Source organism: Methylocaldum szegediense (assembly GCF_949769195.1).
GTDB classification, from domain to species: domain Bacteria; phylum Pseudomonadota; class Gammaproteobacteria; order Methylococcales; family Methylococcaceae; genus Methylocaldum; species Methylocaldum szegediense.
Genome location: NZ_OX458333.1, coordinates 3,983,587 through 4,009,545, shown reverse-complemented (window position 1 = coordinate 4,009,545; position 25,959 = coordinate 3,983,587). Strand labels below are relative to the sequence as shown.

Sequence of the window (25,959 nt, the reverse complement as noted above, 5' to 3'; positions counted from 1 at the left end):
TTGGTCCTCATTGCGGAAAACGGCTCCGCGGCCTCGCAACGCTCCTTCGACGGAGGCTCAGGACAGGCCCTTCGACGGGGACTCGGAGCGGACGGCCTGATGGCGTGGGCGCCACACCGCCCGGGGTGCGGCCGAGCTTGAGTTGACGCCCTATTCTACCGGCGTCACCCCGTCTTTCGTCACGAACGCGATATCGGCATACCGGCATTCTCCCTCTTTTCCCTGGAACAGGCTCAATGCGATCAGCCACACCCGCACGATGTGCGCCGGCGGCGGGCCGCCGATGAACTCCAGGTAGTCGCGATGAACGTCCCGCTCCTCGTCGAACCATTCGCCCAGCCCCTCGGAGCCGGAACGGATCGCCACATGGGTTTCGCGCGCGGTCCAGGTGGGAATCGGGCAGCGGTAGGCGGTGCCTACCGGCAACTCGGCGCTCCAGTAATAGGTGATGTCCTGGCCGTTGTCGAATTCCACGGCAATGCTCATGTAATCGTGGGTTGCGAGCGTGTCCTCGCGCACCTCCGAGGGCAGGCGATCCATGCGCCACGCCCAGCGCAAACGCGTGTCCGGCTCGAGCGGCAGGGAAACGTCCTTCTGCAGCAAACCCACGTCGCGATGGGTATGGCAGCAAATGGCGGCTTCCTTTTCCGGCGTCCGGCACGGCCGGTAGATTTCCGCCGGGCCCACGAACCATAGATAGTTCCAACCCGGCGGTGGCAGAACGGGATGGCTCAAACGGTCAATTTCGGACGCGATCAGGCCGTCCACGTCGCCGAGCGCCACCAGCCTTTTCAGTCCTGCGATCGGTTCGACCCGCCAGCGTACGATCAACGCGGCTAGGTTTCCGCTCGCCTGCTCGTAGACTTCGTCCGGCGTCGCCAACTCGCCGGTTCGGGTGGCCCATTCGCCGGGAAAATAGCTGGCGAGATAAAGCCGCCCCGGCTTCTGCGCCGTGAACGTGTTGCTCGCCCGGGTGCCGCGGAAGATTTCGCCATCCTGACCGATTCGGCACCATAGCTGGAAATCCGCGCCGAACCAGAGGTCGGTGCCCTTGAGGTAAGTCTTGCCCACAGCAAAGGTGGTCACCCGCTCGCCCGCTGACAAGTCGATGCCGGTATCCAGCCAGGGTTTTCGATCCGAGGGAACGTCGATGACGGCGTAACCCATGAGATCATCCGCCGCGAGTCGGCTCAGCAAAGCCTCGAAGCGCGCTTTAAAGTCCGTGCGTGTCACTGTGTCGTTCATGGAAATCCTCCCGGGAAAAGTTCTGGAAAACGCCGGTTCCGGTTCATTATGATGGACGGCGTATCACTATGGATTGCCGAGCCGCCAGACCGTCTCCGCCTATGGCCGGCGCTCGGGATTGTACTCACGTCTCGCCGACAGGACTTGCATAAACTGGCTATGCGCGCGCTTTATCCAGCGACTTCGCAGCTTTACATGGGACGCGGACGGGTACTCTATTGCGGCCCGATCCAGCATCTGGAAAACCACGTCTATGGCGCCGACGTTCTGCACGTGGGCATCTATCGCCCGTTTCGGATCAGGCTGGCAGACGGCGAATGGCGGAGTTGCCGTTGCGCGGTGGTGCCCGCGGGGATTCGGCATGCCCTGGACATGGCCGGCGGCGTGCACGGAAAGCTGTTCGTGGAGCGAAACGGCCCCGACGCGACAGGATTCCGGAAGCGTTTTCCTTATTCAGACACGTTCGTGAGGTTTTTCGAGGACGCCGAGACGATCGAATGCTTCCGCTGGATCCATGAGGAAGATCCGAACCGTATCGCCGTCGAACAGCGCCTGGACCGTCTGCTGAATACCCGCGATCAGCCGCCGGTCGAGATCGATGGACGTATCCGGCAGGTCATCGAACGGATCTGCCTGGAACCGGACCGGAATTTCTCGCAGCAGGAGCTGGCGAGCCTGATCGGACTTTCGCCCTCAAGGTTCCTTCATCTCTTCCGGCGATGCACCGGACTCCCCTACCGCCGCTTCCGAGCCTGGAAGCGAATGTTGTCCGCCCTGGAGCTGCTCCATGGCAGCGACAACATGACCCGCGCCGCGCTGGACGCGGGTTTCGCCGACGCGACGCATTTCAGCCACAGCTTTCGCGACACCTTCGGCGTGAACCCCGCGCCCGTTTTCAGGAATATCGGCCGCTTCGAAGTGAGCCCCGGAACCGTGGACGAGGGATAGAGCGAGTTTCACTACAGTATAGCGGCGTAGATCGGAAAGCGGTCCCCTTCATCCAAAATGCAAGTCGGGATAAGCCTGTCCAGAGCGAAGTCGAAAGGGCGGCAGGCGAGTGCCGGATACGCTTCGCTTAATCCGGCCTACAGTTTGGTCAAGGAACCCCGTGGCCCGAAGGAGGTCGGGAATCGAATCCCTTCTCGGCGCCTTCGTCGGCAAAGGATTGCCGACCTGCGAGTGGTTGCGCTTGCCTTTTTGGGCCGAGCGGGCGTCCACCCGAAGTTTCCGGGATTATCCGTGGCGGTCTCGGCGCGGTCGGCTCGCCCGCGAAGTTTTCGGCTTGTCGACAAGGGCGCTCGTTCCGGCATTCGATACCTGACGGGCTTCGCCGTGATGGGGCCATCGCATCCACCCGTTTGCCGTAACGCGGCCCTCCGAACGGCGGGTTCGGCATCAAAACTTCACCGCCAGTTCGCCGCGAAAGACGCGTCCTGGGTCCTGATGGAAAAAATTTTTCTGATACCGGGAGTCGAACAGGTTATTGACGGCAAACGTGAGATCCAGGCCGGCACCGCTCCACTGAAACTTCTTGGTCAACAGCAGGTCCAGAATGGCGTATTCGCCGTTCAGCCAGGTGATACCCTGTTCGTCCCGGACGATGTTGCGGAAGTCCATGAACTGCTCCGATTCGTAGTGAAGATTGGCGCGGGCTGAAGTGCTCCACGGTCCTCGGTAATCGAGTACCGCATTTAGCCGGTGGCGAGGTTGGAACGGCAGTTGGTTGCCGATGACGGCCGGGTCCAGAGCATCGGTAATCTCGGTGAAGTTCAGCGTGTAATTGAGCGAGGCATTCAAATCGTCCGTAATGCGCTGGTTCAGGCTGAACTCCACGCCTTTCGATTCCGACTCGCCCAGGTTCTTGTAAGTTTGGATGGCCGGGGTACCGGCAATGGTCAGCATCTCCACCTTGTCGGTCCAACGGGTATAGAAGAAAGTCAGACTGTACTTGGTGCTGTCCCGGTAACTCCCTTCCAGTCCGAAGTCGACGGTGAGCGATTCCTCCGGCTTGAGCCCGGGATTGGCCACAATACGGTAACTCGGCTGCTCCTGGCGGAAATACAGCGTGGAAGGCGCCGGCGGGATGAAGCCGGTGGCGGCGGAGGTGCGCAGGCTGAGCCAGGGCAAAGCCTTCCACGACAGGCTGGCCTTGGGATTGAACGCCTTTTTCGTGGTCTCGGGCTCATGGGTCAGCCGCTCCGAGGAAAACACCGAAATATCGGAATAGTTGTATAGGTCGTAGCGCCCACCCAGATCGAAGCGCCAATCGGTCCAGAAATTAAAGCCGTAGCCGGCGAACACCCCGATCCGATCGACCGTGTCCTCCAACCTGAAAATACGCCGCTTGCTCCCGTCCGGCCGCCGGTCGATGGCTTCCCGTTCGTTGCCGTAAACCAGTCCCAGATTGACGTCCCGGTAGCCGGCCTGGATCTCCAAATTGACGGTCCGGGTCGTCTCCAGTCCGCGCAAATACGGCGCGAGCCCGGCGGCGTCCACCCCGCCCGCGTCCCGGAACACGTCGACGCCATAGTCCTGGTAGAGCAAGTTGGAACTCAGCTTGAGATCGCCGAACGCCGCTTCGGCCATCAGCTTGGAGCGTATCGTCGTGTACTCGTTGAAGGCGTTGGGGCGGCCGTAATTGTAGGTTTGTTCCAGATAATTCACCTCGACACCGGTATTCAGCCAATCGTGGCGGTAACTGCCCTTGGCGTTTCCCTCGCGCTTGGTTTGAAAGGCATCCTGGGTCTGAGCGAGGGACGGAAACGGATTGTTATGCCGGTCCGTGATGAAAACCTTATTGGTCAGGCCGTCCTCGAAGCTCAAGCGGAGGGCGGCATCCCCGAAGGCGCCGCTGCCGATGGCCCGACTGTAGCGGCTGTCGAGGCTATTGTAGCCTTGCACCACGTCCAATCCCCATCGGCTAGATCCCTGCTTGGTGGTAACGATTATCGCGCCGCCCAGAGCCTCCGCTCCGTAGCGGCTGGACGCGGCGCCGCGCAGAATCTCGATGCGCGCCACATCCTGGGGTTTGATCTTGTCCACCTCCACGACATTGCCGCCGCGCGGGAATCCGTCCACGTACAGGGCCACGGAAGGCACGCCGCGCAGGCTGAGCTGATTGCCGCTGCTGCCGAGACCGACCAGCCGATTCAGGAGTTCCATCAAGGTTGCAGGCTTCTGCCGCTCGATCTCCTCGGCGGTGATCACTTCCCGGTCGCCATCGGCCCGAACGAAAGGGACGAAACTCGCTGCCGACACGGCAAGCACGAGTACCCATGGCCGCAGAGTGCGGCGTAACAAACGCACTATGACATCTACCAAAGGAAATCCTTGAAGCGCCGGCGGAATGCCCAGTCGGTCGTGGCCAGGCACACCGTCAGCGCCGCCGCCAGGCCGGACCAGAGCACCTGCGGTTCGAAGGACGCCGATACGCCGTTTGCGGCGTCGCGCAGACCCTCGCTGAAATAAGTGGTGGGGACAAACAGCGCAAACGGCGCGAGGGAGGGCGGCAGCATGGCGTAGGTGTAGAAAGTGCAGCCGAAGAAACCCATCGGCGTCATGAGAAATGCGAGCCACTCCTGGCCGCGGTCGGGATACTTCGGCAGCACGAACGCCAATAGCGCCAGCAGGGCGAAAAATAGCGCGCCGAGCAGCAGGAACAAAAGGTAAAGGCCGGGATGATGCGGCCGGAATCCCAGCATGGCCATGCCGATACCGCTGGCGACGATTCCCCCGAGGACGCCGAACAGGGTTCCGCTCAGCACCCGAGCGAGCAACAGGATGCGCAGACTCACGGGCGCCAGCAGCCAGGCTTCCATGGTGCGGAAATAGTAGCCGTTGAGCAGCGCGCCGCCGGCGCCCTGAATGGCGTCCTGCATCACCGCCATGACGGCGACGCCGGGCACCACGATCCGGACATAGTCGCCCCCGCCGGGGAAAACGGCAATGCCGCCGAGCACGTAGGCGAATACGAACAGATACACCGAGGGCTGCAGAATCAGGCGCGCCAGCGTAGTCCGCCAGTCCTGGAATTCCGCCACGATATCCCTGAGGACCAGTGCCCAAAGACAACTCAGGACAGCGAAACGGCTCCCTCGGAAAATGGCGCCGCCGGCTCCTGCAGAGTCTTCAGGCATTCTCCCCTGCCCTCCCGTAATAACAGTAAACGATCGCACAGTGCGCGAACCTCTTCGTGATGATGAGTGGAAAGCAGAATGGTCTTGTTTTGGCGGCGAAAAACCCGGATCGCCTCCCAAACCTGGAGACGCGCCTTGGGATCCAGCCCGGCGGTAGGTTCGTCCAGAATCACCAGATCCGGATCGGTGAGGAATGCCTTGGCCAACATAAGCCGGCGCCGGGTGCCCCCGGACAGCCGATACACCCGTTCCACCGCCTTGTCCGTCAGCCCCAACCGTTCCAGCCAACAATCCGCCGCGTGGTCGATCTTCCGGCTGTCCAGACCGAAATAGCGGCCGTGGAAGCGGAGGTTCTGTCGGACCGAGAGCCGCACGTCCAAATGGCTGTCCTGGGTCGCCACGCCTAGCCGGCGTTTGATGCGCGCCGGATATTCCCGCGTATCCAGGCCCAGTATCCGCACCTGTCCCGCGGACGGCGTCAGGAGCGTCGCCAGAATCTTGATCAGGGTGCTCTTGCCGGCGCCGTTCTCGCCGACGAGTCCGAACACTTCGCCAGTCCCGACGTTGAAGGACAGTCCGTTCAGGACACGCGCACCGCCGGGATAGGTCTTGATCAGCCCGCAAACCTCGATTGCCGGTATCATTTCAGCTGCGCATAGTTCTTGTTCATGTAGCGCACGATGCGCTCCCGCTCCTTCTTGCTGATCGCCGCACCGTTGAATTCGATCATCCGGTCCACGGTCGGGCCCCAATCCGAGCGCCGCGCGGCGGCCTTGTCCACCCGGTACCAAGTGTGGCAGGCGGTCTGGCATTTTTGCTCGAACAACACCGCGTCCCGGTTGCGGGGATAGCCTTTGGGATGCCGCAGGACGGCGTTCTGCACCATCTGCTCGGTGGCGGCCGACTGCTCCGTCTTGACCGTGCCGGCGTCCGCGACGAGCGCCGTCTTCTTGCTCCGCACCGTGCAGACCGATAGCCCCTGGGAAGCATTCTTGGACCAGTTGGTCGGCACCGGCAGCGGAAATTCATCGATCTTTCCGGTGGCCGGATCGAGCCGGAACAGGCCGTAGTTGAAGGCCACGGAAAACCACACCCGACCCTCGCGGTCGGGCTTCACGGCGAGGGGAATCTCTTCTTCCGGCGGCAGAGGGTATTCGGCGATCGTGCCATCGGGGGCGATGCGTCCGAGCTTGCGGCCGTACCATTCGGTGAACCACAGGTAGCCTTGGGCATCGCTGGCCATCGTTCCGGGGCTGGCATTGGCGGTAGGGATGGCGAACAGCTCGACCCTTCCCCGGCGCAAACGGCCGATGGCGTTCTTTTCCGGAGCGGTGAACCACAGGTCTCCCCGCGCGTCGATGTGCAAGCTGCCGATGTAGCGGCCCACGTCGGGCAGATCCTGGCGCTTGAACCCACCCTCCGTCCAGGCGTACAGCTCGGCGCGGCCGTTGTCCGGCGTCGCGCTCACCCACGGATGTCCCGCCGGGTCCACGGCGACGGCGCCGCTGCCGAATTTCTCCAGGGGGAACGGCAAGGTCTCGATCTTGCCGTCCGGGGACACTTTGATCACGGCGCCGCCGGCGCCCTGCGGCGGAGCGCTGCCCGTAACGAACCAGACGTTGCCCTGGGCGTCGATGGGGATGTCGAAGCGGACGGAGATTTGGCCAGGCACCGTCAGCTCGGTGAATTGCCGTTCCGCCTTGGAAAATCTCAGCACCTTGTTGTCGTTGAAGCGGGTGCTCCACACCAGGCCGCGGGCTTCGTCGAGGGCGATGCCCTGCAAGCCGAAATCGAAGGAATAGTCGAAGCCCGCCGTTTTACTCCAGGTATTGCGGAGCGCGGCGAACGGATTGCCCTTGGTGCTGGGCAGGAATTCGTGGAATTCGCCGCTGCCCGGGTCGAGCCGGCCGAGACGCACGTCCTCATAATGGCTGACCCACACCTTGCCGTCCTTGTCCGCCGCGATGCCGTCGGCTCCATACACCGGGCCGCAGGCGGCGGCGAACGACTGCGGCGAACAGAACGCGGCCAAGAGGCCGATAACGATCGTCTTGCGCATGTCTTGTTCTCCTAGGCGGAAGCGCGGGACTGCTGATAGAAGGCCGTCACGTTGCGCATGAACCGATCCTTTTTGTCCGGATCGGCCATGATCTCGGCGAACTCGGCCAGAAGCCGGTCGTAGACTCGTCTCCGGGAATGGCACTCGCGGGCCGGCGGCTTGAACACATCCCCCTCGCGCAGCCAGGAAATGACGTAGCAGTTGCCGCCGCACAGGTACCTGGCCCAGCACCGGGAGCAATGCTCGTTGGCTTCCACCCAAGTGTCCTTGAAGGATTTCGTCACCTGGAAATAGTCGGCGTGCAGGGGCGGATCGTCGTTGACGTTGCCGACCCGGAATTGGTCGTATCCTACGAAGCGATGGCACGGATAAATGTCTCCGTCCGCCGCGATGGCGACGACCGTTCTGCCGGCGTTGCACGGATTCGGCCGGTACTTGCGGAACAGCAGCAATTCGCACAACTGGTAGGTATATTCGTTGAAGCTTGGGGCGTCGCTTTGCGCCAGGGATTTCAGGCTCTCCGAATTCCTCCGGATCACGCTGTCGTAAACCGTCCGGTAATCCGCATCGGACAAGGCCAGGGGATTGTCGGCGTCCACGTCGGCGATGGTCATGCCCACGCCGCCGGGCGCCACGAGGGCGCTGTTATGCCGGTATACCTCGTCGAGTTTCTCGCAGCTCTTCTTGGTCAGAATCGTACGGATCGTATACCGCTTGTCCTTGATCGCCTTCAATTCGTTGATGGTATTGAGGGTTTTGTCATAAGACGAAAAACGGCCCAGCGGCGGCCTTTGCGCGTCGTTGATGTCCTTGGGACCGTCCAGGCTCACGGTAAGATTGTCGATTTCCTCGTCGACGAACTTCTTGATCCGCTCGCTCCACACCGTTCCGTTGGTGGTCACCTTGAACGAGACCTTGAAGCCCCGTTCCTTCCCCTTTTCCTTGGCGTACGCCACGACCTTCTGCATCAGCGAGAAATTGAGAAACGGTTCGCCGCCGAAAAAGTTGACGACGTAAGTGGGGCTTTCGCCGGTCAGAAATTTGTCGACGAAGTTCCGCGCGGTCGTTTCGTCCATGTTCATCTTGCTCTTGTGGTATTCGCCGCCGTCGCCGTAGCAGTAGGTGCAGGCGAGATTGCATTCCTGGCTGACGAAGAGATAAAAGCCGTTCAGTTGCGCATGCTCTCCCAACAGGCTGGTTTTCAGGCGGAAAGCCTGACCGTCGGTCTTGCCGATCAGGGTCTTTTGCAGGCGCTCCAGCTCCTCGTCCGTCATCGATTCCGCGGCGCCGACGCGCTCCGCCGTCTCCTCGTCCACCTGGAACAGGCGGTACGACGGGGCATGGAAAACCACCGGCCCCAGGGCAGTGTCCAAAACGTGAAAATCTTTGCTGGTAACAGTCATCGCGACATCCCTTGTTTCGGAAGTACGGAGGGAGAGTCCCGAAGGACTCCCCCGGTCTGACCAAGGCCTTAATGGACCTGGCCCGGAGGGCACATCGGGCCCGGGTTGCTGCACATGGCGGTCTCGGCATAGCCGCCGAACGTCGCGTCCAGTTCTTCGATCACGATTTCACGTACCATAATTGACTCCTGCCCGTATCGGGCTCTATAAAGGATCGTTGATATGCCGAAATGCCGGGTCCCATGACGTTTCGGCCCGAAAAGCAGTGACGTTGCTTTTCACCTTGCCCGCGGCTGTGGCGCAGCCGCGGGCCGCCGCGGCGTCCTGCCGCGGCAAACCCATCGCCGGCGGGGTTCTCCTGCCGGTCAGAACTCCATCCCCAGCTGGACGAATCCCACCCGCGGCTCGGCAAACACATCGATGAACCGGGTTTCGTAACGGCGGTCCAGCAGATTGCGCACGCCGGCCGACACGTCCATGGTTTGCTTTTCGCCGATCGGGTGCCGGTAGGTGACGCGGAAGTCGGCCGTCACGTACGAACCCAGGGCATAGGCCGGATCGTTGCGGCTATCCCCGAAAATGTACTGACGATCCACGTAGCGGCCCTCGAAGCGGCCGCTGAAGCGGTTGGATTCGTACACCAAGCCGAAGGCGGCCTTGTTGCGCGGCGTCAAAGGCAACTGCCGGCCCTTCTCCGGCAGGCCCGAGACGCCGGGCGGCGAATCGCTGGCCGCCTCGGATATGCTGTACGTATAGTTGACGAACAGCCCCAGCTCCGGGGTGATCTTCTGCTGAATTTCCAGCTCGGCGCCGTAGCTGTCGACCTTTCCGAGATTCCGGGTCTGGTAGATCAGCCTGCTGTCTTCCAGATGCATGGACAGAAGCTGGTATTGGGTGAGATGGTTGTAATAGCCGGTAGCGGATATTTTCGATCCGAACGGCGTCGTCACGTCCAGGCCGAGATCGAAACTGTCGGATTTCTCCGGCTTCAGAGACGGATTGGGCCGGACCTCGTAAAACGGCATATTCCGGGCTCCGGTCAGCCCGTACGGATCCGGCGGGCGGAACCCGGTGCCGACGGAAGCGCGCAGGGAGATTTCCTCGCTGAACTTGAAACGCACGCCGCCGCGCGGATTGAAGATGCCGTAGGACTGCCGGGCGGCTCGCCCGGTGACGTCGTTGTCGAGATCGTACTCGAACCAGTCTCCGCGTCCGCCCATGGTCAGGAACAGCCGGTCCCATAACGCCAGCTCATACTGGCCGTAGAGCGCGTAATTGGTGATGTCGTTGCGGGGATGGTCGTCCAGCGTCCCGCTGACGAGGTTGAGTGTGCGCCGCCGCGCCCAGTCCTGACTCCCATAAAAGCCGACCAGCAGGGTATGCCCCTCGGCGATATTCCAGCGGTTGCGAATTTCCCCGCTCAGTTTCTTGGCGTCCTCTTTCAGAAGATACTGGGGATTGGTAGTCAGAAAGAAGGGATAGAAATAGCTGTCGAAGGTCAAGTCGGTCTGGTGGTCCCGGTAGCTCAGGTTGACGGTGAGCTGGTCGTCGTCGGTGAGCCAATGAGCATATTCCAGGCTGTATTGGCCGTACTGGCCGTCGGATGGGGTATGCGGGCGATCGAAGGCGTTGTTGTGATCGTCCAGGTAATTGAATCCGAGCTTCAGATTGGCTTTATCGGATAGATTCCAGTTCAAGCGCCCGCCGGCCATGGTCTTGTTCCATTCGCCCTTTTCCAGCGAGTGCATCATCGTACCCATCGCGCCGGGAGAAAACGCCGGTTCGGGCGCGGACTTGTAACCGTCCGAACTCAGATGCTTGAAATCCAGGAAATAGCCGACGCTGTCCACGGTGCCGCCGGTGGTGAAGCCGCCGCCGTAGGTGGGCAGGGAATCGAACAGAAAGAACAGCCGGGTGACGTTGGGTACTTCGGGCGCCTCCTTGGTGATGATGTTGACCACGCCGCCCATGGCGTTCGGGCCGTACAGGGCCGAGCCCGCCCCGCGCACGATCTCGATCCGATCCACGTTGTCCCAGTCGACGGTCTGGATGGCCGAACGATTGCCGATGCCGGGGTCGAGAAAATCGGCGAACTGGCCGTTAATCAGCGTGGAGCTGCGCCCCAGCCCGAGGCCGCGGATATTGATCACGGCGATACCGTTGGTGCCCGCCCGCTGCACGTCCAGTCCGGCGGCGCGCCGCAGCACGTCGCTGAGATCGCGGTTGTACATTTGACTGATCTGCTTCTCGTCGATCACCGCCGTGGTTGCGGGAACCTCCGAGGCCGGCCGTTCGGTCTTGGTCGCGGTCACCACTACCGTTTCCAGGTCGATGGGCGACGATTCGTCGATTTGCGCGGCGGAGTGCCGAGAGGCGGAGCCGTCCGTCCGGATCGCCACCGTACGAGGGCCGGTGAATTGAAACGTCAGGCCCGTCCTTTCGAGCAGTTTTTCCAGCGCCCGCTTCGGCGTATACGTTCCGGAAAACCCCGCCGCTTGCTTGCCGGCCACCGCGTCGGCCGGGTAGAGGAGCTGCAAATCGGCCTTTTGGGCCAAGCTTTCCAAAGCGGCGGCGAGCGGTTGGGGTCGGATGTCCACATCGACCGTTCCTTCATCGGCATGCGCGAGGCTGATGGCGAGAAACCGAGCAAGGACGAGCGGCAAGAGTTTCTTCATCGCTATTCCCACAGTTGTTACAGGGTTGTACCGATAAAGACGTATGGCCAGGACCGAACTGGACAGGCTTTTTCAAATTTTTTCGGGCGACCGTTGTACCCGCTACGGACCTTTGGGAAACCTCGAAAACCCAAGCGCGCCTTGGGCCGGCTAGCGTTTTCAACCGGCTGCGCGGCCGAAAATGACGGGGCATCCCAGCCTCGTACGGGCCAGTGAAGCCGGCCTTGCCCGCCCGGGCTGGCGGCCTGACCGGGCGGGATATACCATTACCGGGACGGATCAATCGAGAAGCAAACGATGCCGAATGCGGAACGCGACGACTATGACAGCCCCTGGAAGGAAGCCCTGGAAAACCGCTTCCCGGAGTTTATGGCGTTGCTGTTTCCAGCCATCCACGCGGAGGTGGACTGGCACCGGGACCAGATATTTCTGGATAAGGAATGCAACAGGTGGTACAGGACGCGGAATCGGGACGGCGCCATGCGGACAAGCTGGTGAAAGTCTGGGCACGCGACGGCAGCGAGACCTGGGTGCTGATCGACGTCGAGATCCAGGGCGAGGCGGAACGGGCATTTGCCGAGCATATGTATGTCTATCATTATCGCGTGTTCGACCGCTACCGGGTGGACGTGGTGAGTCTCGGGGTGTTGACCGACATGACGGCGGGCTTTCGGCCCGCGGGCTACCGGTGGAGCCGTTGGGGATGTGCGATCGAATTCCGGTTTCCTTGCGTGAAGCTGCTCGACTGGCAGGCGCGCTGGTCGGAACTGGAGGCGAGCGAGAACGTGTTTGCCCTGATGGTGATGACGCAGCTTCGGGCGAAGACCAGCCGCGACGCCGAGGAGTGCAGCGTCTGGACATTTCAGTTGGTGCGACGTTTGTACGAGCGGGGATACCCGCGGGAGGTCGTCTTGGAATTGTTCCGGGTGATCGATTGGATGATGCGCTTGCCGGAAGGATTGGAGCGTCAATTTCTGACGGCAGTCTACGAACTTGAGGAGACGAAGAAAATGCCCTATGTCACGAGTGCGGAACGGTTCGGAATCGAGAAGGGCCTGCAGCAAGGTTTGGAACAAGGGTTACGGCAAGGTGAAGCCGCCGTGCTGCTGCGCCTGATCGAGCGCAAATACGGGCCGGAGGCGGTAACGGCCTACCGGAACCGGGTGGAACAGGCGGACGCCGAGACGCTACTGAAATGGTCCGAACGGCTTCTCGCCGCCGAAACCGTCGACGAGGTCTTCCACTGACCGATCGCGGGAAAACTCCCGGCCAGGGCCGATGCAGCCTGCCCCCGACTGTGTACAACGGCGGAGCACCGGCAGCTACCGTTTCGTCCGTTCCACCGCGATGCTGCCGTCTTCGGCTCGGCCGATCTTGACCGGAAGAACCGCCTCCAGTGTGGCGAGAAACAGCGGCAGATCGTCGACTTTGAAAACCCCGCTCAAAGACAATCGCTCCAGCGCCGGATCCGCGAGGCGGAAGACAACCGGATGGTAACGTCCGAGTTCCGCCAGAATCTCCGGCAACGGCGTCGCGCGGAAGATCAGCTTGCCCTCGCGCCAGGCGGTCGCCGCCGAGAGGTCGGCCGGCGCGGCTTCGGTGAGTACGCCCGTCGCACTGTAGCTGGCCATTTGCCCCTGGTTTACCTGCCGCTCGTCCCCGGCGTCGGCGAGCCTGATCCGCACCGCGCCTTCGAGCACCGCCACCCGTACCGACGCGGGACGCCGGTCCACATCGAAACGGGTGCCGATATCGCGGATGGATCCGCCCGAAGCCCGTACTTCAAACGGCCTAAATTTCCGCGGCGCGACGCTGAAAAACGCCTCGCCGCGTTCGAGTTCGACCGAACGCGAGGACCAACCGTAGCGCATGGCCAGCACGGTGTCGCTGTTGAGTTCGACCTGCGTGCCGTCCGGCAAGACCACCGTCCGCCGTTCACCTTTGGCCGTGCGGTAAACGCCGGTGTCGGACAAAGGCCAACCCTCGTATGCCGCGAGTCCCATCGTTAGAACGAGTGCTGCGGCAAGCGCCGGGCCAAAGACCCGGCGGAAAGAACCACGGCGGCGAGCGTAACCGCGCGCGGCGGCCAATTCCGCTTCCGGTCGCGGCAGGTCGTCCCAAGCCGCGCGAAGCGCTTCGTAAGCCTGCCGATGGGCGGGACTAGCCGCCAGCCAACGCTCGAACGCAGCCCGCTCGGCGGAATCGGTCTCGCCCGATTGAAGACGCGCGAACCAGTAAAGCGCGCGTTCGCGGATTCGGTCGGAAGAGGAAACGGGATTGGCCATGGCCGTGTGTCGGTGTTGTCGCAGGCAGCCTCTTTAGTAGGCTTTTTATGATAAGACGTGCAAGGGCGGTCCTGAAGGTCACCGGCGGCGATCGCAAAGCGGTCTCGGGCTCGTTCCGGTACGTTATTTTTCCAGGCGACTCAAGCAGTGGTCCAGAGCCCTCTCGATATGACGCTGTACGGTCTTGGGGGAAATCCCGAGAAGTTCGGCGATTTCGGAATGGGTCATGCCGTCGAATCGGTTGAGCACGAAGGCATGGCGGGACACGGGCGGAAGCTCGGCAAGCGCGGCACGAAAGCGCTCCATGCGTTCTGCGCCGATCGCGGTATCCTCGGGGGTGGGCGCCGAAGCGGCGAGTTCTTCCGAAACGTCGGCGATGTCTTCGTGATCGCGATGGCTTTCCTTGCGCAGGTGGTCGACGACCAAATTGGCCGCCGCGCGGAAAAGGAAAGCGCGCGGCTCGCGGACGGACGCCGACGGGTACGAGAGCATACGGAGAAAGACGTCCTGGACCAGGTCGGGCGCGTCGAAATCGCCCACTTTGCGGCGCAGGAAACCGAGCAGGTCGTCTGCGTAGCGGGAGAACCAATCATGTACGGAAGTTTCGGTCACGGAAACAGGCGACGCCGCGCTTCAATAACGATGGAGCTCCATAGCAATCCCCATGCCACGCGGGGAATAATCGGAAATCTGCGGCTCTCCTGCCGGCTGCCCGCGGCACCCATGCGGCAAATGCCGAAACGATGTGGGAAATGACTACCGGCCTCAGCGAACGGTACAAGACTGGGGACGGACCCCGACGACCGGACCGTGCCTGGCATGACGCGCTCACGAGGACAACGGACTGGCCGCGCGGCCGGCGCTTGACAATTTCCACCGTTTCGGTTGCCTTATCCCACTCCAATCGGCACAATGTGAAACCCGACGATTTCCGGGGCTATCCGATTTGCTTACCTGCCATTTTTCCGTGTCTCGTCCCACGAGGCCCCATTTCGCCCCGCTCTCGTCTCTTTGTTTATGCCACAGAACATGCACCACAACGCGCTCAGTACGGGCTATCGCCTGCAGTGGTTTTCGATAGAGCAAGTTCTGGGTCAGGGTGACTGCGGCGTCACCTATCTCGCCCACGACTCTATTCTCGACCGCCACGTCGCCATCAAAGAATTCCTCCCGGTAAAACTAGCCGTTCGAGACGGCGCCGCTTTGATCCGGCCGATCACGGAGGATTACGGCGAACAGTATCTCGCGGGCTTGGAGATTTTCATCGACGAGGCGCGCAGGCTGGCGAAAGTGGAGCATCCCAATGTCGTACGGGTGCTCAACGTTTTCGTCGCAAACAATACCGCTTACATGGTTATGGCCTACGAGGAAGGCGAAAGCTTGCGCACTGTCCTCGAGCACCGTGGAACCCTGGAACAAGGCGAGCTCCTCAAATTCTTGATCCCAATCCTGAGTGGGCTGGAGAAGATACACGAAGCCGGCTTCTTTCACGGCAACATCTCGCCGGCGAGTATCGTACTTCGCAAGGACGGAAGCCCCGTGCTCCTCGACTTCGGATTTGCCCGCCAGACCCTGGGCGAAAAAACGCAGACCCTTTCCTCCATGCTTACGCCTGGTTACGCAGCGGTAGAACAGTACTATGGGAAAAGCGATCGGCTCGGACCCTGGACCGATATCTACGGCCTGGGTGCGACACTCTATCGGTGCATTGCCGGCGTCGCTCCGCCCGATGCGCTCGAGCGGAGCCAGACCCTCATTCTGGCCTCGAAAGACATCCTCGTCCCCGCGGAGCAAGCCGGCGGACCCCGCTACAGCGAAAAGTTGCTTCGTGCCATCGACCACGCCCTGAGCTTGAATCCTCCGAAACGGCCGCAGAGCATCCCGTCCTGGCGGCGTGAATTTTCCTCGTCGCCGGAACCGCTCGAATTACCGGTCGAAGAGCCGCCGAAGAAGCCCGAACCGAAAGTCGAATCCTTGATCGTTGAACCGGCGGATGCGTCGGTGCGCCCGCCGATCCCCGATGCTCCCCTCTCGCGCATTTTGGTCTTTTCCTTAACGGTGTCACTCATCGCCGGCGGGTTTATTTGGCTGAGCCGTGAGACGATCGAAGAGCCTGAGCGACTGACGGCATCATCCGATTTCGAACAGACGGGGCGCGAAGATAAACCGGCCGACACCGGTCAATCCGCTAACGCCGAGCCTCAGGATCTCGCCTCGACCACTCCGGCTTCGCCACCCGGAGAATCGACCGGCGAGACGAATGCCGACGTCAAAAAGGACCCTGCCAAGTATGAGGGAGCCGAGATCGATGCGCTGTTCGAGCTACTGGCACGGGCCGCCGAAGACATCCGGGCGGGCCGCCTCATCAGCCCCAAGGACAACAACGCGCTTGCCAAGTTTCGCTCGGTACTCGCGCTGGATCCCGATCAGCCTCAAGCCAAACAAGGCATTAAAGAGATCGTCGACCGGTTTGCTCAACCGGCGCGCGAAGCCATGGCACGCCGAGATTGGGACCAGGCACTGGCACGCATCGACGAAGTGACGATCGTTCTGCCGGAAGCCGAAATCTTGCGCGAGGAGCTCAACACCCGCAAAGCCGAAGCCGCAAAGGAGAGTTCCGAAGCCCAGGCTAGCCAAAAGCCCGCCGAGCAGGCTACGGCACAGCCATCCGGTGTGAAGCAAGTCTCCCAATCGCCGGACGAGGTGAAAACAACCGAGGCTCGCGGCGATACCGATCCGTCCGCTTCCGAGAAAGACACCCGGCGCAACCCAACAGTGGACCGCCTCATCGGCCGCGCATGGCGAGCTCTCAATCGCCAGGAATGGGACAAGGCACAAACCTATATCGATCAGGCCGCCGCGATACTGGGCGATGCCGAAGTGCAAACCCTCCGACGGCAACTGAGTCTGCGTAAGGCCAAAGCCAGCGAATCGAAACAAGCGGCAAAGGACGAAACTCTGGCCGAAAATACCGGAACGACAGAGCGGGATATCCCGCCGGCGGATCAAACGGTCGTCACGATTCGGAGCGCTACGGCGACCCCGCGTCAGGTCAGCCCCGGTGAAACGGTGGAGTTCGTCACAACTTACGACGTGACGCTTCCCTCGGACACCACGCATGCGGATATCGATCTGACTTGGGTCTTGAAAGCTGGCGGCCGGCGCATTGGCAAGGAAGGCTCCGATTTCAAGCTGGCCACGGCCGGCATCAACACAGCTTCGAATGAATTTACCGTCCCTTCCTATATGAAATCCGGTACCTACACCGTCGAACATCGCGTTCGCGCCGGCACCAGCAAGGCTGTCGCCAAGTCGTACTTCTCCGTGGTTCGGAAGCCCAAAACACCGCCAACCGAAGTTGCACCGAGCGAACCGCCACCCGACCAATGATCGTCGGAACGACTCGCCGGTCGTGCCTAGCTAGCCCAGAAACGAAAGACCCGGCACCACCTTACTCCTCCATCCACGCCGACCAAACGGTGGTCGGCACAAAGTATTCTTTAAATATAAGAAGCCTCTCCCATGTGCAGGTGGCACCTGGCCCGTCTTCGAGTTTATCCCGGTTGGACCGAAAAACCTTTCGGTGGGCCTGCCCTGAGCCCTGTCGAAGAAACCAAGGCAAACGCCCCTTCTAGGATAGCCCCTCAAGAGGACCATTCCTGTACAGCAGCCGCAAGAACGGCTGCTATCAAAAGCGGAAACTTGGCCGCCCATTTCCGCTCATACTGGGTTTGGAGACTGGCACTGAAACCGACAACGCCAGCAGCCCTGTTACAATCCTTGATAATTGTCTATTGTCATTCCTAAAACTAGACTGAGGAGAAACAACGTTGCCGATTTTCGTCCCTGGACAGCGCTGGATCAGCGAAACCGAGCCGGAATTAGGCTTGGGCATCGTGTTGAGCGTGGAAAACAATCGCGTGACCTTGCTATTTATCGCCAGCAGCGAACGTCGCACGTATGCGGTCAATAACGCGCCATTGACCCGGGTAAGGTTTTCCAAAGGCGACTTGATCGAAAGCGCCGACGGCTGGAAGCTCAAAGTGACGGAGGTCAAGGAACAGAACGGCCTCATCACCTACGAGGGCGTAGACGAAGACGGAACTCCGCGCACCCTGGAGGAGGTCGAGCTCAACCACTTCATGCAGTTCAACAGGCCACAAGACAGGCTCTTCACCGGCCAGCTCGATCCTTCGGAATTGTTTCGACTACGTTATGAAACCCTGCAAAAAATCGGCCAGCTCGAACAATCTCCGGTGCGCGGCTTGATCGGCGGGCGTACCAGTATCATCCCCCATCAGATCTACATCGCCCACGAGGTCGCTCATCGCCCATCTCCCCGCGTCCTACTCGCCGACGAAGTCGGCCTCGGCAAAACCATCGAAGCAGGACTGATCATCCACCATCAACTGTTGACCGGCCGCGCCGAACGCGTCCTCATCATTGTTCCGGAGCCTTTGTTGCATCAGTGGCTGGTGGAAATGCTGAGACGCTTCAATTTGCGCTTCGCCTTGTTTGACGACGAGCGCTACTGGCAATTCGAACACGGTAATCCTTTCCTCAGCGAACAACTGGTGCTTTGCGGCCTGGATTTCTTCATGGACGACGAGGAACGCCAGGAGGCCGCCCTCGCCGCTGGTTGGGACATGTGCGTGGTCGATGAAGCCCATCACTTGCAATGGTCGGAACAGAACGCGAGTCCGGAATACCAGTTCGTCGAACGGCTGGGCCGGTCCGTGCCGAGCCTCCTGCTTTTGACGGCGACACCGGAACAGCTCGGCAAGCGCAGCCATTTCGCCCGCTTGCGCCTCCTTGACCCCGACCGCTTCTACAGCTACGACCGGTTCCAGCTTGAAGAAATGCAGTATGAATCGCTAGCCGACGTGGTCAACCATCTGCTGGACGATCCGATACTCGACCGGGAAACCTTGAGCCAATTGAAATCCTTGATCGCCCACGACTTGGCCGAGGATTTGCTAAACCGACTGGACGACCCGGAACGCGCAGAGAGCGCACGCGCCGAATTAATCCAGCTTCTTCTGGATCGCCACGGAACCGGCCGGGTCCTGTTTCGCAACACCCGGGCCACGGTGAAGGGTTTCCCCGGGCGGGAGCTGATTACCCATCCCCTGCCCATACCCGAAGCCTACAGGCGGTTGCTGGCCGAGACCCAACCCGAGATCGAAGACTTGCTGCATCCGGAAACGCTTTACGCCCGGCATGCCAAGGAGGACACCCCCGAATGGTGGCGCCTCGACAGCCGCGTGGAGTGGCTGGCCAAAACCATAAAAAGTCTCAGGTCGGCCAAGGTACTGGTGATTTGCGCGAAACCCCAAACCGCGATCGATTTGGAGGAAGCCCTTCGAATACGAGGCATACGCGCCGCGGTTTTCCACGAAAAAATGAGCATCGTGGCCCGCGATCGAGCGGCGGCCTGGTTCGCCGATGCCGAAAACGGTGCTCAGGCGCTAGTTTGCTCGGAAATCGGCAGCGAAGGACGAAATTTTCAATTCGCCCATCACCTGGTGGTGTTCGATCTGCCGCTCAATCCCGACCTCCTGGAGCAGCGAATCGGGCGGCTCGACCGCATCGGGCAAACCGAAACCATTCGCATCCATGTCGCCTATTTCGAGGATGGCGCTCAGGGCGTTCTTTTCCGCTGGTACGACCAAGGATTGAACGCGTTCAGCCAGCCCAGCCCCGCGGCACTCCCCGTCTTCAACCGACTGGGGAGCGAGCTCGCTGCCTTGTTGCGGGTCCCCAATGCCGAAGAGGAGATCAGGTTGATTGAACGGGCGCGGAAATTGGCCCATGCAATTGAGGAAGAATTGCATCAGGGTCGCGACCGGCTGCTGGAACTGAACTCCTGCCGCAAGGATGCCGCGGAGCGGCTGGTTCGGCTGATCGAAGCGACAGATCGCGAAAACGATCTCTGGCCGTATCTGGAGGACGTGTTCGACGCTTACGGGGTAGCGGTCGAGGAACACTCGGACCATTGTTATATTCTCCGCCCCGGCGAGCATATGCGCACTCAGTTCCCGGAACTGCCGGAGGACGGCGTGACGGTCACCCTGGACCGCGGCATCGGTCTGGCGCGCGAGGACATGCAGTTCCTGACTTGGGAGCACCCGATGGTACGCGGCGCTATGGATCTCATCCTCAACAGTGAGCATGGCAATGCCGCGATGAGCCTGGTCCGTCACCCGGAACTCGAAACCGGCCAACTACTACTCGAAACCGTTTATGTGCTCGAATGCGCCGCACCGAAGCGCTTGCAGATCGGCCGGTTCTTTCCGCCGACGGTGCTGCGCTTCCTCTTCGATCAGGACGGCAACGATCTCAGCGCGTTGCCTTTCGAAAGCCTCGTCGAACAGCCCCGCCAGTTCGACCGGGAACAAGCGCTGGAATTGGTCCGAAGCCGGCAAAAGCTCATCAATCGGTTAATCCAGAATGCCGAGAAGAAGGCGCGGGCGCGGATGCCTAGCGTGATTAGCGACAGCACAAAACGAATGCTCGACACGATGACGACCGAACTCAAGCGCCTCGCCGCCCTGCGCCGCGTCAACCCGAACGTGCGCCAGGAAGAGTTGGACCAGCTCAAGGAACAGGCGATCGAGATGAGCAATTGCATCCAGGGAGCGCATCTGCGTCTGGACTCGGTGAGATTGCTGGTCGCCGTCTAAAGGGCTTAGCCGTATGCAGTCCGCTCTCCCCCGCAAAAGCCCGTGGCATTCGTTCTTTGTTCATGCCGGGTTCTCCTGACGACCATCGCTGACGTGGAAACGTTCGGCCAGCGTTGACGGCCTCGGCGTCGCTGAAATTTCACCATTAGCTGCCATACTTTAAGACTTGGAAGCGGCTGTTGAACCCCTGCGGCGGCGTACCCTCGCACGATGCGCCTCAGGCTGGACCAGCTGAGTGCCGGGGCCTGACGGTGCCGGCCGATTGTGCCGTTTCTTGGTTTAGGAAGCTCTGAAACAACTAGATTCCGTTCATGCCTTTTCCACGAACGGAATCAATAGCTTGCCGTTCGTCCTGAGGTTTTCGACAAGCACAGGACAGACCCTTCGACTCGGCTCAGGACAGGTCTGTTGAAGAACTTAATCAGAGCTTCCTTTAAGACTCCATTCACTTCAATTCCGGGACAGATTTTATGATTGAAGATCTCAAAGGCAGCGAATCGTGGCGCATGTTCAGAATCATCAGCGAGTTCACCGAAGGATTCGACAAGCTCTCGGATATTCGCTACGGCGTCTCGATTTTCGGCTCCCCACGTATCAAGCCGAATAGTCCATACTATCAAGCCGCGCAAACCGTCGCCGAGCTTCTCGCAAGTCACGGCTATTCGATCATCAGCGGTGGCGGACTGGGCATCATGGAAGCCGCGAATAAAGGTGCTCGTCTCAAAAAAGCGCGATCGGTCGGACTCAATATCGCCGGTGAAGAGAAAACGAACACCTATCAGGACCTCAGCTTGCAGTTTCGCTACTTTTTCGCGCGCAAGCTCATGTTCGTGAAACATTCGATAGGCTACGTCTGCTTTCCCGGCGGCTTCAGCACCCTGGACGAGTTGTTCGAAGCGCTCAATCTAATGCAAACACACAAGATCCATCCCGTACCGCTGATCCTATTTGGTTCGGACTACTGGAAAGGGCTGATGGATTGGGTCAATAAGGTCATGCTTGCTAACCAATTCATCGACAAAGCCGACTTGAACTATGTTTCGATGACGGACGATCCGCTAGAGGTTGTCGACATCATGAACAAGCATCGCGAATGGAAGCTCAAGAAGATCATCGAGGCGACGTCGGCCGGATCTCGGGAACCACACCGTAATAGCGACCCCATATACCGTCACTCAATACCCGCGGCAGAATCTTCGTCAGCGGAAAGGCCGACATCCGTGTGATCCACTACAACAAAGCAATGGCATAGCCGCTCGCCGTAGCTGTCCGCCTTCATGGCGGTTCGGCACTCATCCTGCCCGACAGAAAGCACTGGAACACCTTCGTCCGTGGCGCGATCGAGCGGCGGCCAACGGGAACGACCTTTCCGTATGATCAGGTACGGCTGCCTGCTCACGATATTTCAGGTCCTCTTCGGTAACCACAAGCCCGACGCATCCGCCTCGGCGTATTATGCTCCTGTCCACTTTCCCACGCTTGCCTCGGATCGGCAATGACCGACTTAGCCATGCGGCGACGCGGCGGGACTAGGAATTCCACGTTCTCCGCCGCATTGCGAACTGTGCTATCCTGGATCGGTCATGCGCCCGGACTCGATTCATTGTGGCGACTGAATCCCAAACCGTATTCTCCGAGCAACAACGAAAAGAGGAGCGATCTGTGGAAAAACCTTTTATCCTGCACATGTTCACGCCGGAAAAGAACCTCAGCCCGTTTGACGTCAATATGGCTCTGGACGCCGGCTGGATTTCCGCCATTCCGTACCTCAACATCGAGCTGGGTGAAGTGACCGCCCTGGTACAAGACGCGATTTTCTCCAGGAGTCCAAGCGGCGTAAAACGGACCGGCATTTTCATAGGCGGACGGGATGTAAAATTGGCCATGGACATGCTTCGCACTGCCAAGAAAGCCATGGTCCCTCCCTTCGTGATTTCCGTATTCGCGGACCCGAGCGGCGCCTTTACCACGGCCGCAGCTATGGTCGCAATGGTCGAGCGGGAGCTTGAAAAACGCCATCAAACCAGCCTGCAAGGCAAGAATGTCCTCGCTTTGGGCGGCACCGGACCAGTCGGTCAGATCGCCTCGGTTCTAGCCGCCAAGGCGGGAGCCAAGGTCACGATCGTTGGCCGCCAGTTGGAACGATCGCAAAGAATTGCGGAACTGTGCAATACCGAATTCGGCAACGGTGAAACCCATATTCAAGGCGACGCCGATGCCAATAAACCGGAACTGATGAAAACCGCCGATGTGGTGTTCGCCACTGCCGCCGCCGGAATTGAAGTGTTGAACGCGGAATTGGTCGCCTCCGCACCGCAACTCAAGGTCGCTGCTGACGTCAATGCAGTTCCTCCGTCCGGAATCGCCGGCCTAGGCCCTCACCACGCAGGCACGGAGATCGAAGGTTCCCGCAGCGGCGCCGTCGGTGTAGGGGCCTTAGCCATCGGCAACATTAAATACCAGACCCAACATAGACTCCTGAATCTCATGCGATACCAGCTGCGGCAAACGGATAAGCCGGTATTTTTGGATTATAACGACGCCTTCGAGGTAGCTCGGGAATACGTCAAGAAGCTTTAAAGTCCCAGAGAAAAGCCTCATTAGTGCGTTAATCCTTTGAGTAGAGTTGACGGCAGCCTCGTTCGGCGACTAGCGTCTGGCCGGTAAACATTACCTTTAATCCGGCGTTTGCATACAACCTGAAAAGCGCCAGGCCCTCATCCCCAGCCCTTCTCCCAGAGGGAGAAACGAGTTTAGCCCCTCTCCCTCTGGGAGGGGGGTGAGGGAATACAGGACTGCCCGGAACTGCGGTTTTTAGTATTACTGAATGATCAATTTCAGATGCCAATTAACTGGATCAGCGAAGAAAAGCATACTCATCAATGAGTAACACTGCCGCAATCTTTGATGTCCTGGGTGTTGGTAACGAATCACCGCTGAAGAGACGGCGGAGTGGTGTCATATCCGATGCAGCCTAACTGTCGCGTCTCGTGTGATTATTTACCGAGAAGGAGTTATGCTCTGTTCGAAGCCCGGAGCCTTCTCCAGGAGATATTCGGTTCGTCCAAGTGAGGTTTCTCTCCATGCAGATTCGTCTTCATAAGAACGCCCGTACCACCCCGGCCGTTCGGCAGGCCATTCAAGCGTCCACGTTGAGCGAGCGCGCCTTGGCCCAAAAGCATGGCATTAGCCGAACGACCGTCCGCAAGTGGAAACACCGCTCCTCGGTCGAAGATGCCTCACACCGGCCCCACACCCTCAGAACCACGCTCACGCCCGCCCAGGAAGCCATCGTGGTCTACCTCCGCCAAGCTCTGCTCCTCCCCTTGGATGATCTCCTGGCCGTGACCCGGGAATTTCTCAATCCCGCCGTGTCCCGTTCCGGGCTAGACCGCTGCCTGCGCCGCCACGGGGTGGCGTCCCTCAAGACCCTGCTTCCGCCTACAGAGAAGGCGAAGGTCAAACCCTTCAAGGCCTATGAGCCCGGCTTCCTTCACCTGGATGTTAAGTACTTGCCCGCCATCGACGGCGAACCCCGCCGATACCTGTTCGTCGCCATCGACCGCGCCACCCGCTGGGTCTATGTCGCCCTCAAGCCCAACCGCTCCGCCTTAAGCGCAAAGGACTTCCTCAAAGCGGTGATTCAGGCCGCGCCTTTCCGCATCCAGAAATGCCTGACCGACAACGGCTCGGAGTTTACCGACCGTTTCCTGACCCGAACTCGGCAGCCCTCGGGGACGCATGAGTTTGACCGCCTCTGTACTGAACAAGGCATCGAACATCGCCTGATTCCGCCGGGCCGGCCCCAAACGAATGGCCTGGTGGAACGCTTCAATGGCCGCATCGAGGAGGTGTTGCAAACCCATCACTTCGATTCAACCGCCGATCTGGACACCACCCTGCACCGCTATGTCGAGCTGTACAATCATCACATTCCCCAAAAGGCCTTAGGCCATCTCACCCCGATCCAGGCTCTCAAAAACTGGCAACTGTCCCATCCTCATCTTTTTCGAAAGAAGGTTTACGATCTTGCGGGACTTGACACCTAACCGGCAGTACCTTTATAGACGACGTTATTCGATTTTTATTGCAATCTCGTCCAAGATTCAGAAAACTTCCGTACACCCTATTGGGAAACCCAAAGCGGATGCCGAACTCAATCCGGAACGCCAAGCGGCCCGGAGAATTGGTTTTTGGGCACGGCATCGTCACCATAACCGTCGTCCATGACGAATAACATCCGGCCAATCCTTTTTTGCTAACCAGAGAAACAGAAATATGTCCAAGCGCAGTGTTTTATACATGCTCGATCCGATGCCGCATAACAGCCCTTTCGATATCAACATGGCGGTTGATGCGGATTTCGACGTGATTATCCCGCTCAATAATGTCAGGCTAGAGGACGTCAACGGCCTGACACAAGACGCCATTTTTTCGCGCGGACCGGAAGGCGTAAAGAAGACGGGAATGTTTATCGGTGGACGCGACATCGGTTTGGCCGTGAGCATGTTGGAAGCGACTCGAAAGGCCATGGTGCCTCCCTTCCAATTCTCGGTCCTCGCCGACCCCAGCGGAGGTTTCACCACGGCGGCGGCTTTGGTCGCGGTTGTAGAAAAGCAGCTCAAGGAAAAGCACGGCTTGGAGCTGAAAGGATGTAACACTGTCGTATTCGGCGGTACCGGACCGGTGGGCATAGCCACCGGCGTCATTGCTGCATTGTGCGGGGCAGAAACCACCATCGTCGATCATGCCTCGCTCGACAACGCCTTGGAAAAAGCCGAGACCTACGGGCGCTTGTTCGAAACCCGCCTCGAAGGTACCTGTGCAGCATCCGAGGCCGATAAAGCCCACTTGCTTCATAAGGCGGACGTCGTGTTCTGCACAGCCAAGGCGGGGGTGCAGGTTTTGAAAGCCAGTACCTTGGCGGAAGCGTATCAGCTCAAGGTCGCTGCCGATGTTAATGCCGTTCCGCCGTTAGGGATCGAGGGCGTCAAGCGTTCGGACTTGGGTGTTCCGCTCAAACACGCCATCAACTCGCCTGGTGCCGTGGGCATCGGCGCTTTGGCGGTCGGCGATTATAAATACAAACTGCAACAGCACTTGCTGCGTTCGCTCCTTAAACAGGAAGAACCTGTTTTCTACGACTTCCGCGAGGCTTTCAAAATCGCCAGGACCATGGTCTGACGCTCAAACCGGAAAAAGGGATGCCCTCCCTCCATCCCTTTTTCGATCGACCGTTGAAACACAATCGAACCGGCTCCGATACTGTTCTTGGCGCCTCGACTGGCCGAAAGGTCACGAATCGGTGCGGCGACGGACCGGTGGCGCGAAGATCTCAAACCAAAGGCGGTGAATGAACCCGGCTCTCTTTACCGGGGTCTACAATATCGGACAGCGTTAGAGCCTATCCCTGCAGACTTGAGAACCCTCTCGACAAACCTGCGCTGAGAGAAGTCGAAGAGCCTGCCGAAGC

At 60.0% G+C, this 25,959-nt stretch carries 18 protein-coding genes; 9 read left to right on the top strand and 9 right to left on the bottom strand.

Annotated elements, in window-relative coordinates:
* Window positions 1-150: 150 nt before the first annotated feature.
* Window positions 151-1,245 carry a DUF3047 domain-containing protein gene (locus tag QEN43_RS17390; RefSeq protein ID WP_317963444.1) on the bottom strand — a complete coding sequence of 365 codons (1,095 nt, stop codon included), beginning with the start codon at window positions 1,243-1,245 and terminating at the stop codon, window positions 151-153.
* A gap of 48 nt (window positions 1,246-1,293) precedes the next feature.
* On the opposite strand from QEN43_RS17390, the gene QEN43_RS17385 reads away from it, so the two are divergent.
* On the top strand, window positions 1,294-2,193 hold the full coding sequence (locus QEN43_RS17385; RefSeq protein WP_084161742.1) for a helix-turn-helix domain-containing protein: 900 nt from the start codon (window positions 1,294-1,296) through the stop codon (window positions 2,191-2,193).
* A gap of 447 nt (window positions 2,194-2,640) precedes the next feature.
* Here QEN43_RS17385 and QEN43_RS17380 read toward each other — a convergent pair whose 3' ends face one another.
* The 6 genes from QEN43_RS17380 to QEN43_RS17355 all read right to left on the bottom strand — a co-directional run bounded on the left by QEN43_RS17380 (window position 2,641) and on the right by QEN43_RS17355 (window position 11,518).
* Complete coding sequence (locus QEN43_RS17380; protein WP_235726535.1) at window positions 2,641-4,566, bottom strand: TonB-dependent receptor; 1,926 nt, start codon at window positions 4,564-4,566, stop codon at window positions 2,641-2,643.
* The gene (locus tag QEN43_RS17375) at window positions 4,560-5,381 is read right to left on the bottom strand and encodes an ABC transporter permease (protein ID WP_084161739.1); all 822 of its coding nucleotides are present in this window, start codon (window positions 5,379-5,381) and stop codon (window positions 4,560-4,562) included. The genes QEN43_RS17380 and QEN43_RS17375 overlap by 7 nt, the downstream gene beginning before the upstream one ends.
* The gene (locus QEN43_RS17370; protein WP_051331500.1) at window positions 5,318-6,025 is read right to left on the bottom strand and encodes an ABC transporter ATP-binding protein; all 708 of its coding nucleotides are present in this window, start codon (window positions 6,023-6,025) and stop codon (window positions 5,318-5,320) included. Before QEN43_RS17370 ends, QEN43_RS17375 begins: the two co-directional genes overlap by 64 nt.
* The gene (locus QEN43_RS17365) at window positions 6,022-7,440 is read right to left on the bottom strand and encodes a virginiamycin B lyase family protein (RefSeq protein WP_036267991.1); all 1,419 of its coding nucleotides are present in this window, start codon (window positions 7,438-7,440) and stop codon (window positions 6,022-6,024) included. The genes QEN43_RS17370 and QEN43_RS17365 overlap by 4 nt, the downstream gene beginning before the upstream one ends.
* An 11-nt stretch (window positions 7,441-7,451) precedes the next feature.
* Entirely contained in the window at window positions 7,452-8,843 is a 1,392-nt protein-coding gene (locus tag QEN43_RS17360; protein ID WP_317963443.1) for a radical SAM/SPASM domain-containing protein, read from the bottom strand.
* A gap of 365 nt (window positions 8,844-9,208) precedes the next feature.
* A complete protein-coding gene (locus tag QEN43_RS17355) occupies window positions 9,209-11,518 on the bottom strand; it encodes a TonB-dependent receptor domain-containing protein (RefSeq protein ID WP_317963442.1) in 2,310 nt (769 codons plus the stop codon).
* Between the two features lie 297 nt (window positions 11,519-11,815).
* On the opposite strand from QEN43_RS17355, the gene QEN43_RS17350 reads away from it, so the two are divergent.
* Both QEN43_RS17350 and QEN43_RS17345 read left to right on the top strand, forming a co-directional pair.
* The gene (locus tag QEN43_RS17350; protein ID WP_202901090.1) at window positions 11,816-12,016 is read left to right on the top strand and encodes a hypothetical protein; all 201 of its coding nucleotides are present in this window, start codon (window positions 11,816-11,818) and stop codon (window positions 12,014-12,016) included.
* Window positions 11,959-12,765 carry an RpnC/YadD family protein gene (locus tag QEN43_RS17345; RefSeq protein WP_317963441.1) on the top strand — a complete coding sequence of 269 codons (807 nt, stop codon included), beginning with the start codon at window positions 11,959-11,961 and terminating at the stop codon, window positions 12,763-12,765. Before QEN43_RS17350 ends, QEN43_RS17345 begins: the two co-directional genes overlap by 58 nt.
* Window positions 12,766-12,840: 75 nt before the next feature.
* Here the strand turns inward: QEN43_RS17345 and QEN43_RS17340 are convergent, their stop codons facing one another.
* Together QEN43_RS17340 and QEN43_RS17335 are read right to left on the bottom strand one after the other, a co-directional pair.
* On the bottom strand, window positions 12,841-13,803 hold the full coding sequence (locus QEN43_RS17340; protein ID WP_026609561.1) for a FecR family protein: 963 nt from the start codon (window positions 13,801-13,803) through the stop codon (window positions 12,841-12,843).
* A gap of 123 nt (window positions 13,804-13,926) precedes the next feature.
* Window positions 13,927-14,415, bottom strand: a complete 489-nt coding sequence (locus QEN43_RS17335) for an RNA polymerase sigma factor (RefSeq protein ID WP_026609560.1) — start codon at window positions 14,413-14,415, stop codon at window positions 13,927-13,929.
* Between the two features lie 417 nt (window positions 14,416-14,832).
* Here QEN43_RS17335 and QEN43_RS17330 point away from each other — a divergent pair, with 417 nt between their 5' ends.
* The 6 genes from QEN43_RS17330 to QEN43_RS17305 all read left to right on the top strand — a co-directional run bounded on the left by QEN43_RS17330 (window position 14,833) and on the right by QEN43_RS17305 (window position 25,670).
* Window positions 14,833-17,193 (top strand): serine/threonine protein kinase, encoded by a 2,361-nt coding sequence (locus QEN43_RS17330; RefSeq protein ID WP_317963440.1) that lies wholly within the window; start codon window positions 14,833-14,835, stop codon window positions 17,191-17,193.
* Between the two features lie 440 nt (window positions 17,194-17,633).
* Window positions 17,634-20,486, top strand: a complete 2,853-nt coding sequence (gene rapA / locus QEN43_RS17325; RefSeq protein ID WP_026609559.1) for an RNA polymerase-associated protein RapA — start codon at window positions 17,634-17,636, stop codon at window positions 20,484-20,486.
* Between the two features lie 470 nt (window positions 20,487-20,956).
* Window positions 20,957-21,712, top strand: coding sequence for an LOG family protein (locus tag QEN43_RS17320; RefSeq protein WP_051331498.1), 756 nt, complete (start codon window positions 20,957-20,959; stop codon window positions 21,710-21,712).
* A 436-nt stretch (window positions 21,713-22,148) separates the two neighbouring features.
* Complete coding sequence (locus QEN43_RS17315; RefSeq protein ID WP_026609558.1) at window positions 22,149-23,066, top strand: NADP-dependent methylenetetrahydromethanopterin/methylenetetrahydrofolate dehydrogenase; 918 nt, start codon at window positions 22,149-22,151, stop codon at window positions 23,064-23,066.
* Between the two features lie 503 nt (window positions 23,067-23,569).
* Window positions 23,570-24,535, top strand: a complete 966-nt coding sequence (locus tag QEN43_RS17310; protein ID WP_317963439.1) for an IS481 family transposase — start codon at window positions 23,570-23,572, stop codon at window positions 24,533-24,535.
* Window positions 24,536-24,764: 229 nt separating this feature from the next.
* Entirely contained in the window at window positions 24,765-25,670 is a 906-nt protein-coding gene (locus QEN43_RS17305; RefSeq protein WP_026609557.1) for an NAD(P)-dependent methylenetetrahydromethanopterin dehydrogenase, read from the top strand.
* Window positions 25,671-25,959 lie beyond the last annotated feature (289 nt).

Bases quoted from the DNA above. Each gene is read 5' to 3' on its own strand.
- QEN43_RS17370 (WP_051331500.1), bottom strand. From the start codon at position 6,025: ATGATACCGGCAATCGAGGTTTGCGGGCTGATCAAGACCTATCCCGGC.
- QEN43_RS17390 (WP_317963444.1), bottom strand. From the start codon at position 1,245: ATGAACGACACAGTGACACGCACGGACTTTAAAGCGCGCTTCGAGGCT.
- QEN43_RS17355 (WP_317963442.1), bottom strand. From the start codon at position 11,518: ATGAAGAAACTCTTGCCGCTCGTCCTTGCTCGGTTTCTCGCCATCAGC.
- QEN43_RS17345 (WP_317963441.1), top strand. From the start codon at position 11,959: ATGCAACAGGTGGTACAGGACGCGGAATCGGGACGGCGCCATGCGGAC.
- QEN43_RS17310 (WP_317963439.1), top strand. From the start codon at position 23,570: ATGCAGATTCGTCTTCATAAGAACGCCCGTACCACCCCGGCCGTTCGG.
- QEN43_RS17320 (WP_051331498.1), top strand. From the start codon at position 20,957: ATGATTGAAGATCTCAAAGGCAGCGAATCGTGGCGCATGTTCAGAATC.
- QEN43_RS17305 (WP_026609557.1), top strand. From the start codon at position 24,765: ATGTCCAAGCGCAGTGTTTTATACATGCTCGATCCGATGCCGCATAAC.
- QEN43_RS17365 (WP_036267991.1), bottom strand. From the start codon at position 7,440: ATGCGCAAGACGATCGTTATCGGCCTCTTGGCCGCGTTCTGTTCGCCG.
- QEN43_RS17330 (WP_317963440.1), top strand. From the start codon at position 14,833: ATGCACCACAACGCGCTCAGTACGGGCTATCGCCTGCAGTGGTTTTCG.
- QEN43_RS17360 (WP_317963443.1), bottom strand. From the start codon at position 8,843: ATGACTGTTACCAGCAAAGATTTTCACGTTTTGGACACTGCCCTGGGG.
- QEN43_RS17350 (WP_202901090.1), top strand. From the start codon at position 11,816: ATGCCGAATGCGGAACGCGACGACTATGACAGCCCCTGGAAGGAAGCC.
- QEN43_RS17340 (WP_026609561.1), bottom strand. From the start codon at position 13,803: ATGGCCAATCCCGTTTCCTCTTCCGACCGAATCCGCGAACGCGCGCTT.
- QEN43_RS17375 (WP_084161739.1), bottom strand. From the start codon at position 5,381: ATGCCTGAAGACTCTGCAGGAGCCGGCGGCGCCATTTTCCGAGGGAGC.
- QEN43_RS17385 (WP_084161742.1), top strand. From the start codon at position 1,294: ATGATGGACGGCGTATCACTATGGATTGCCGAGCCGCCAGACCGTCTC.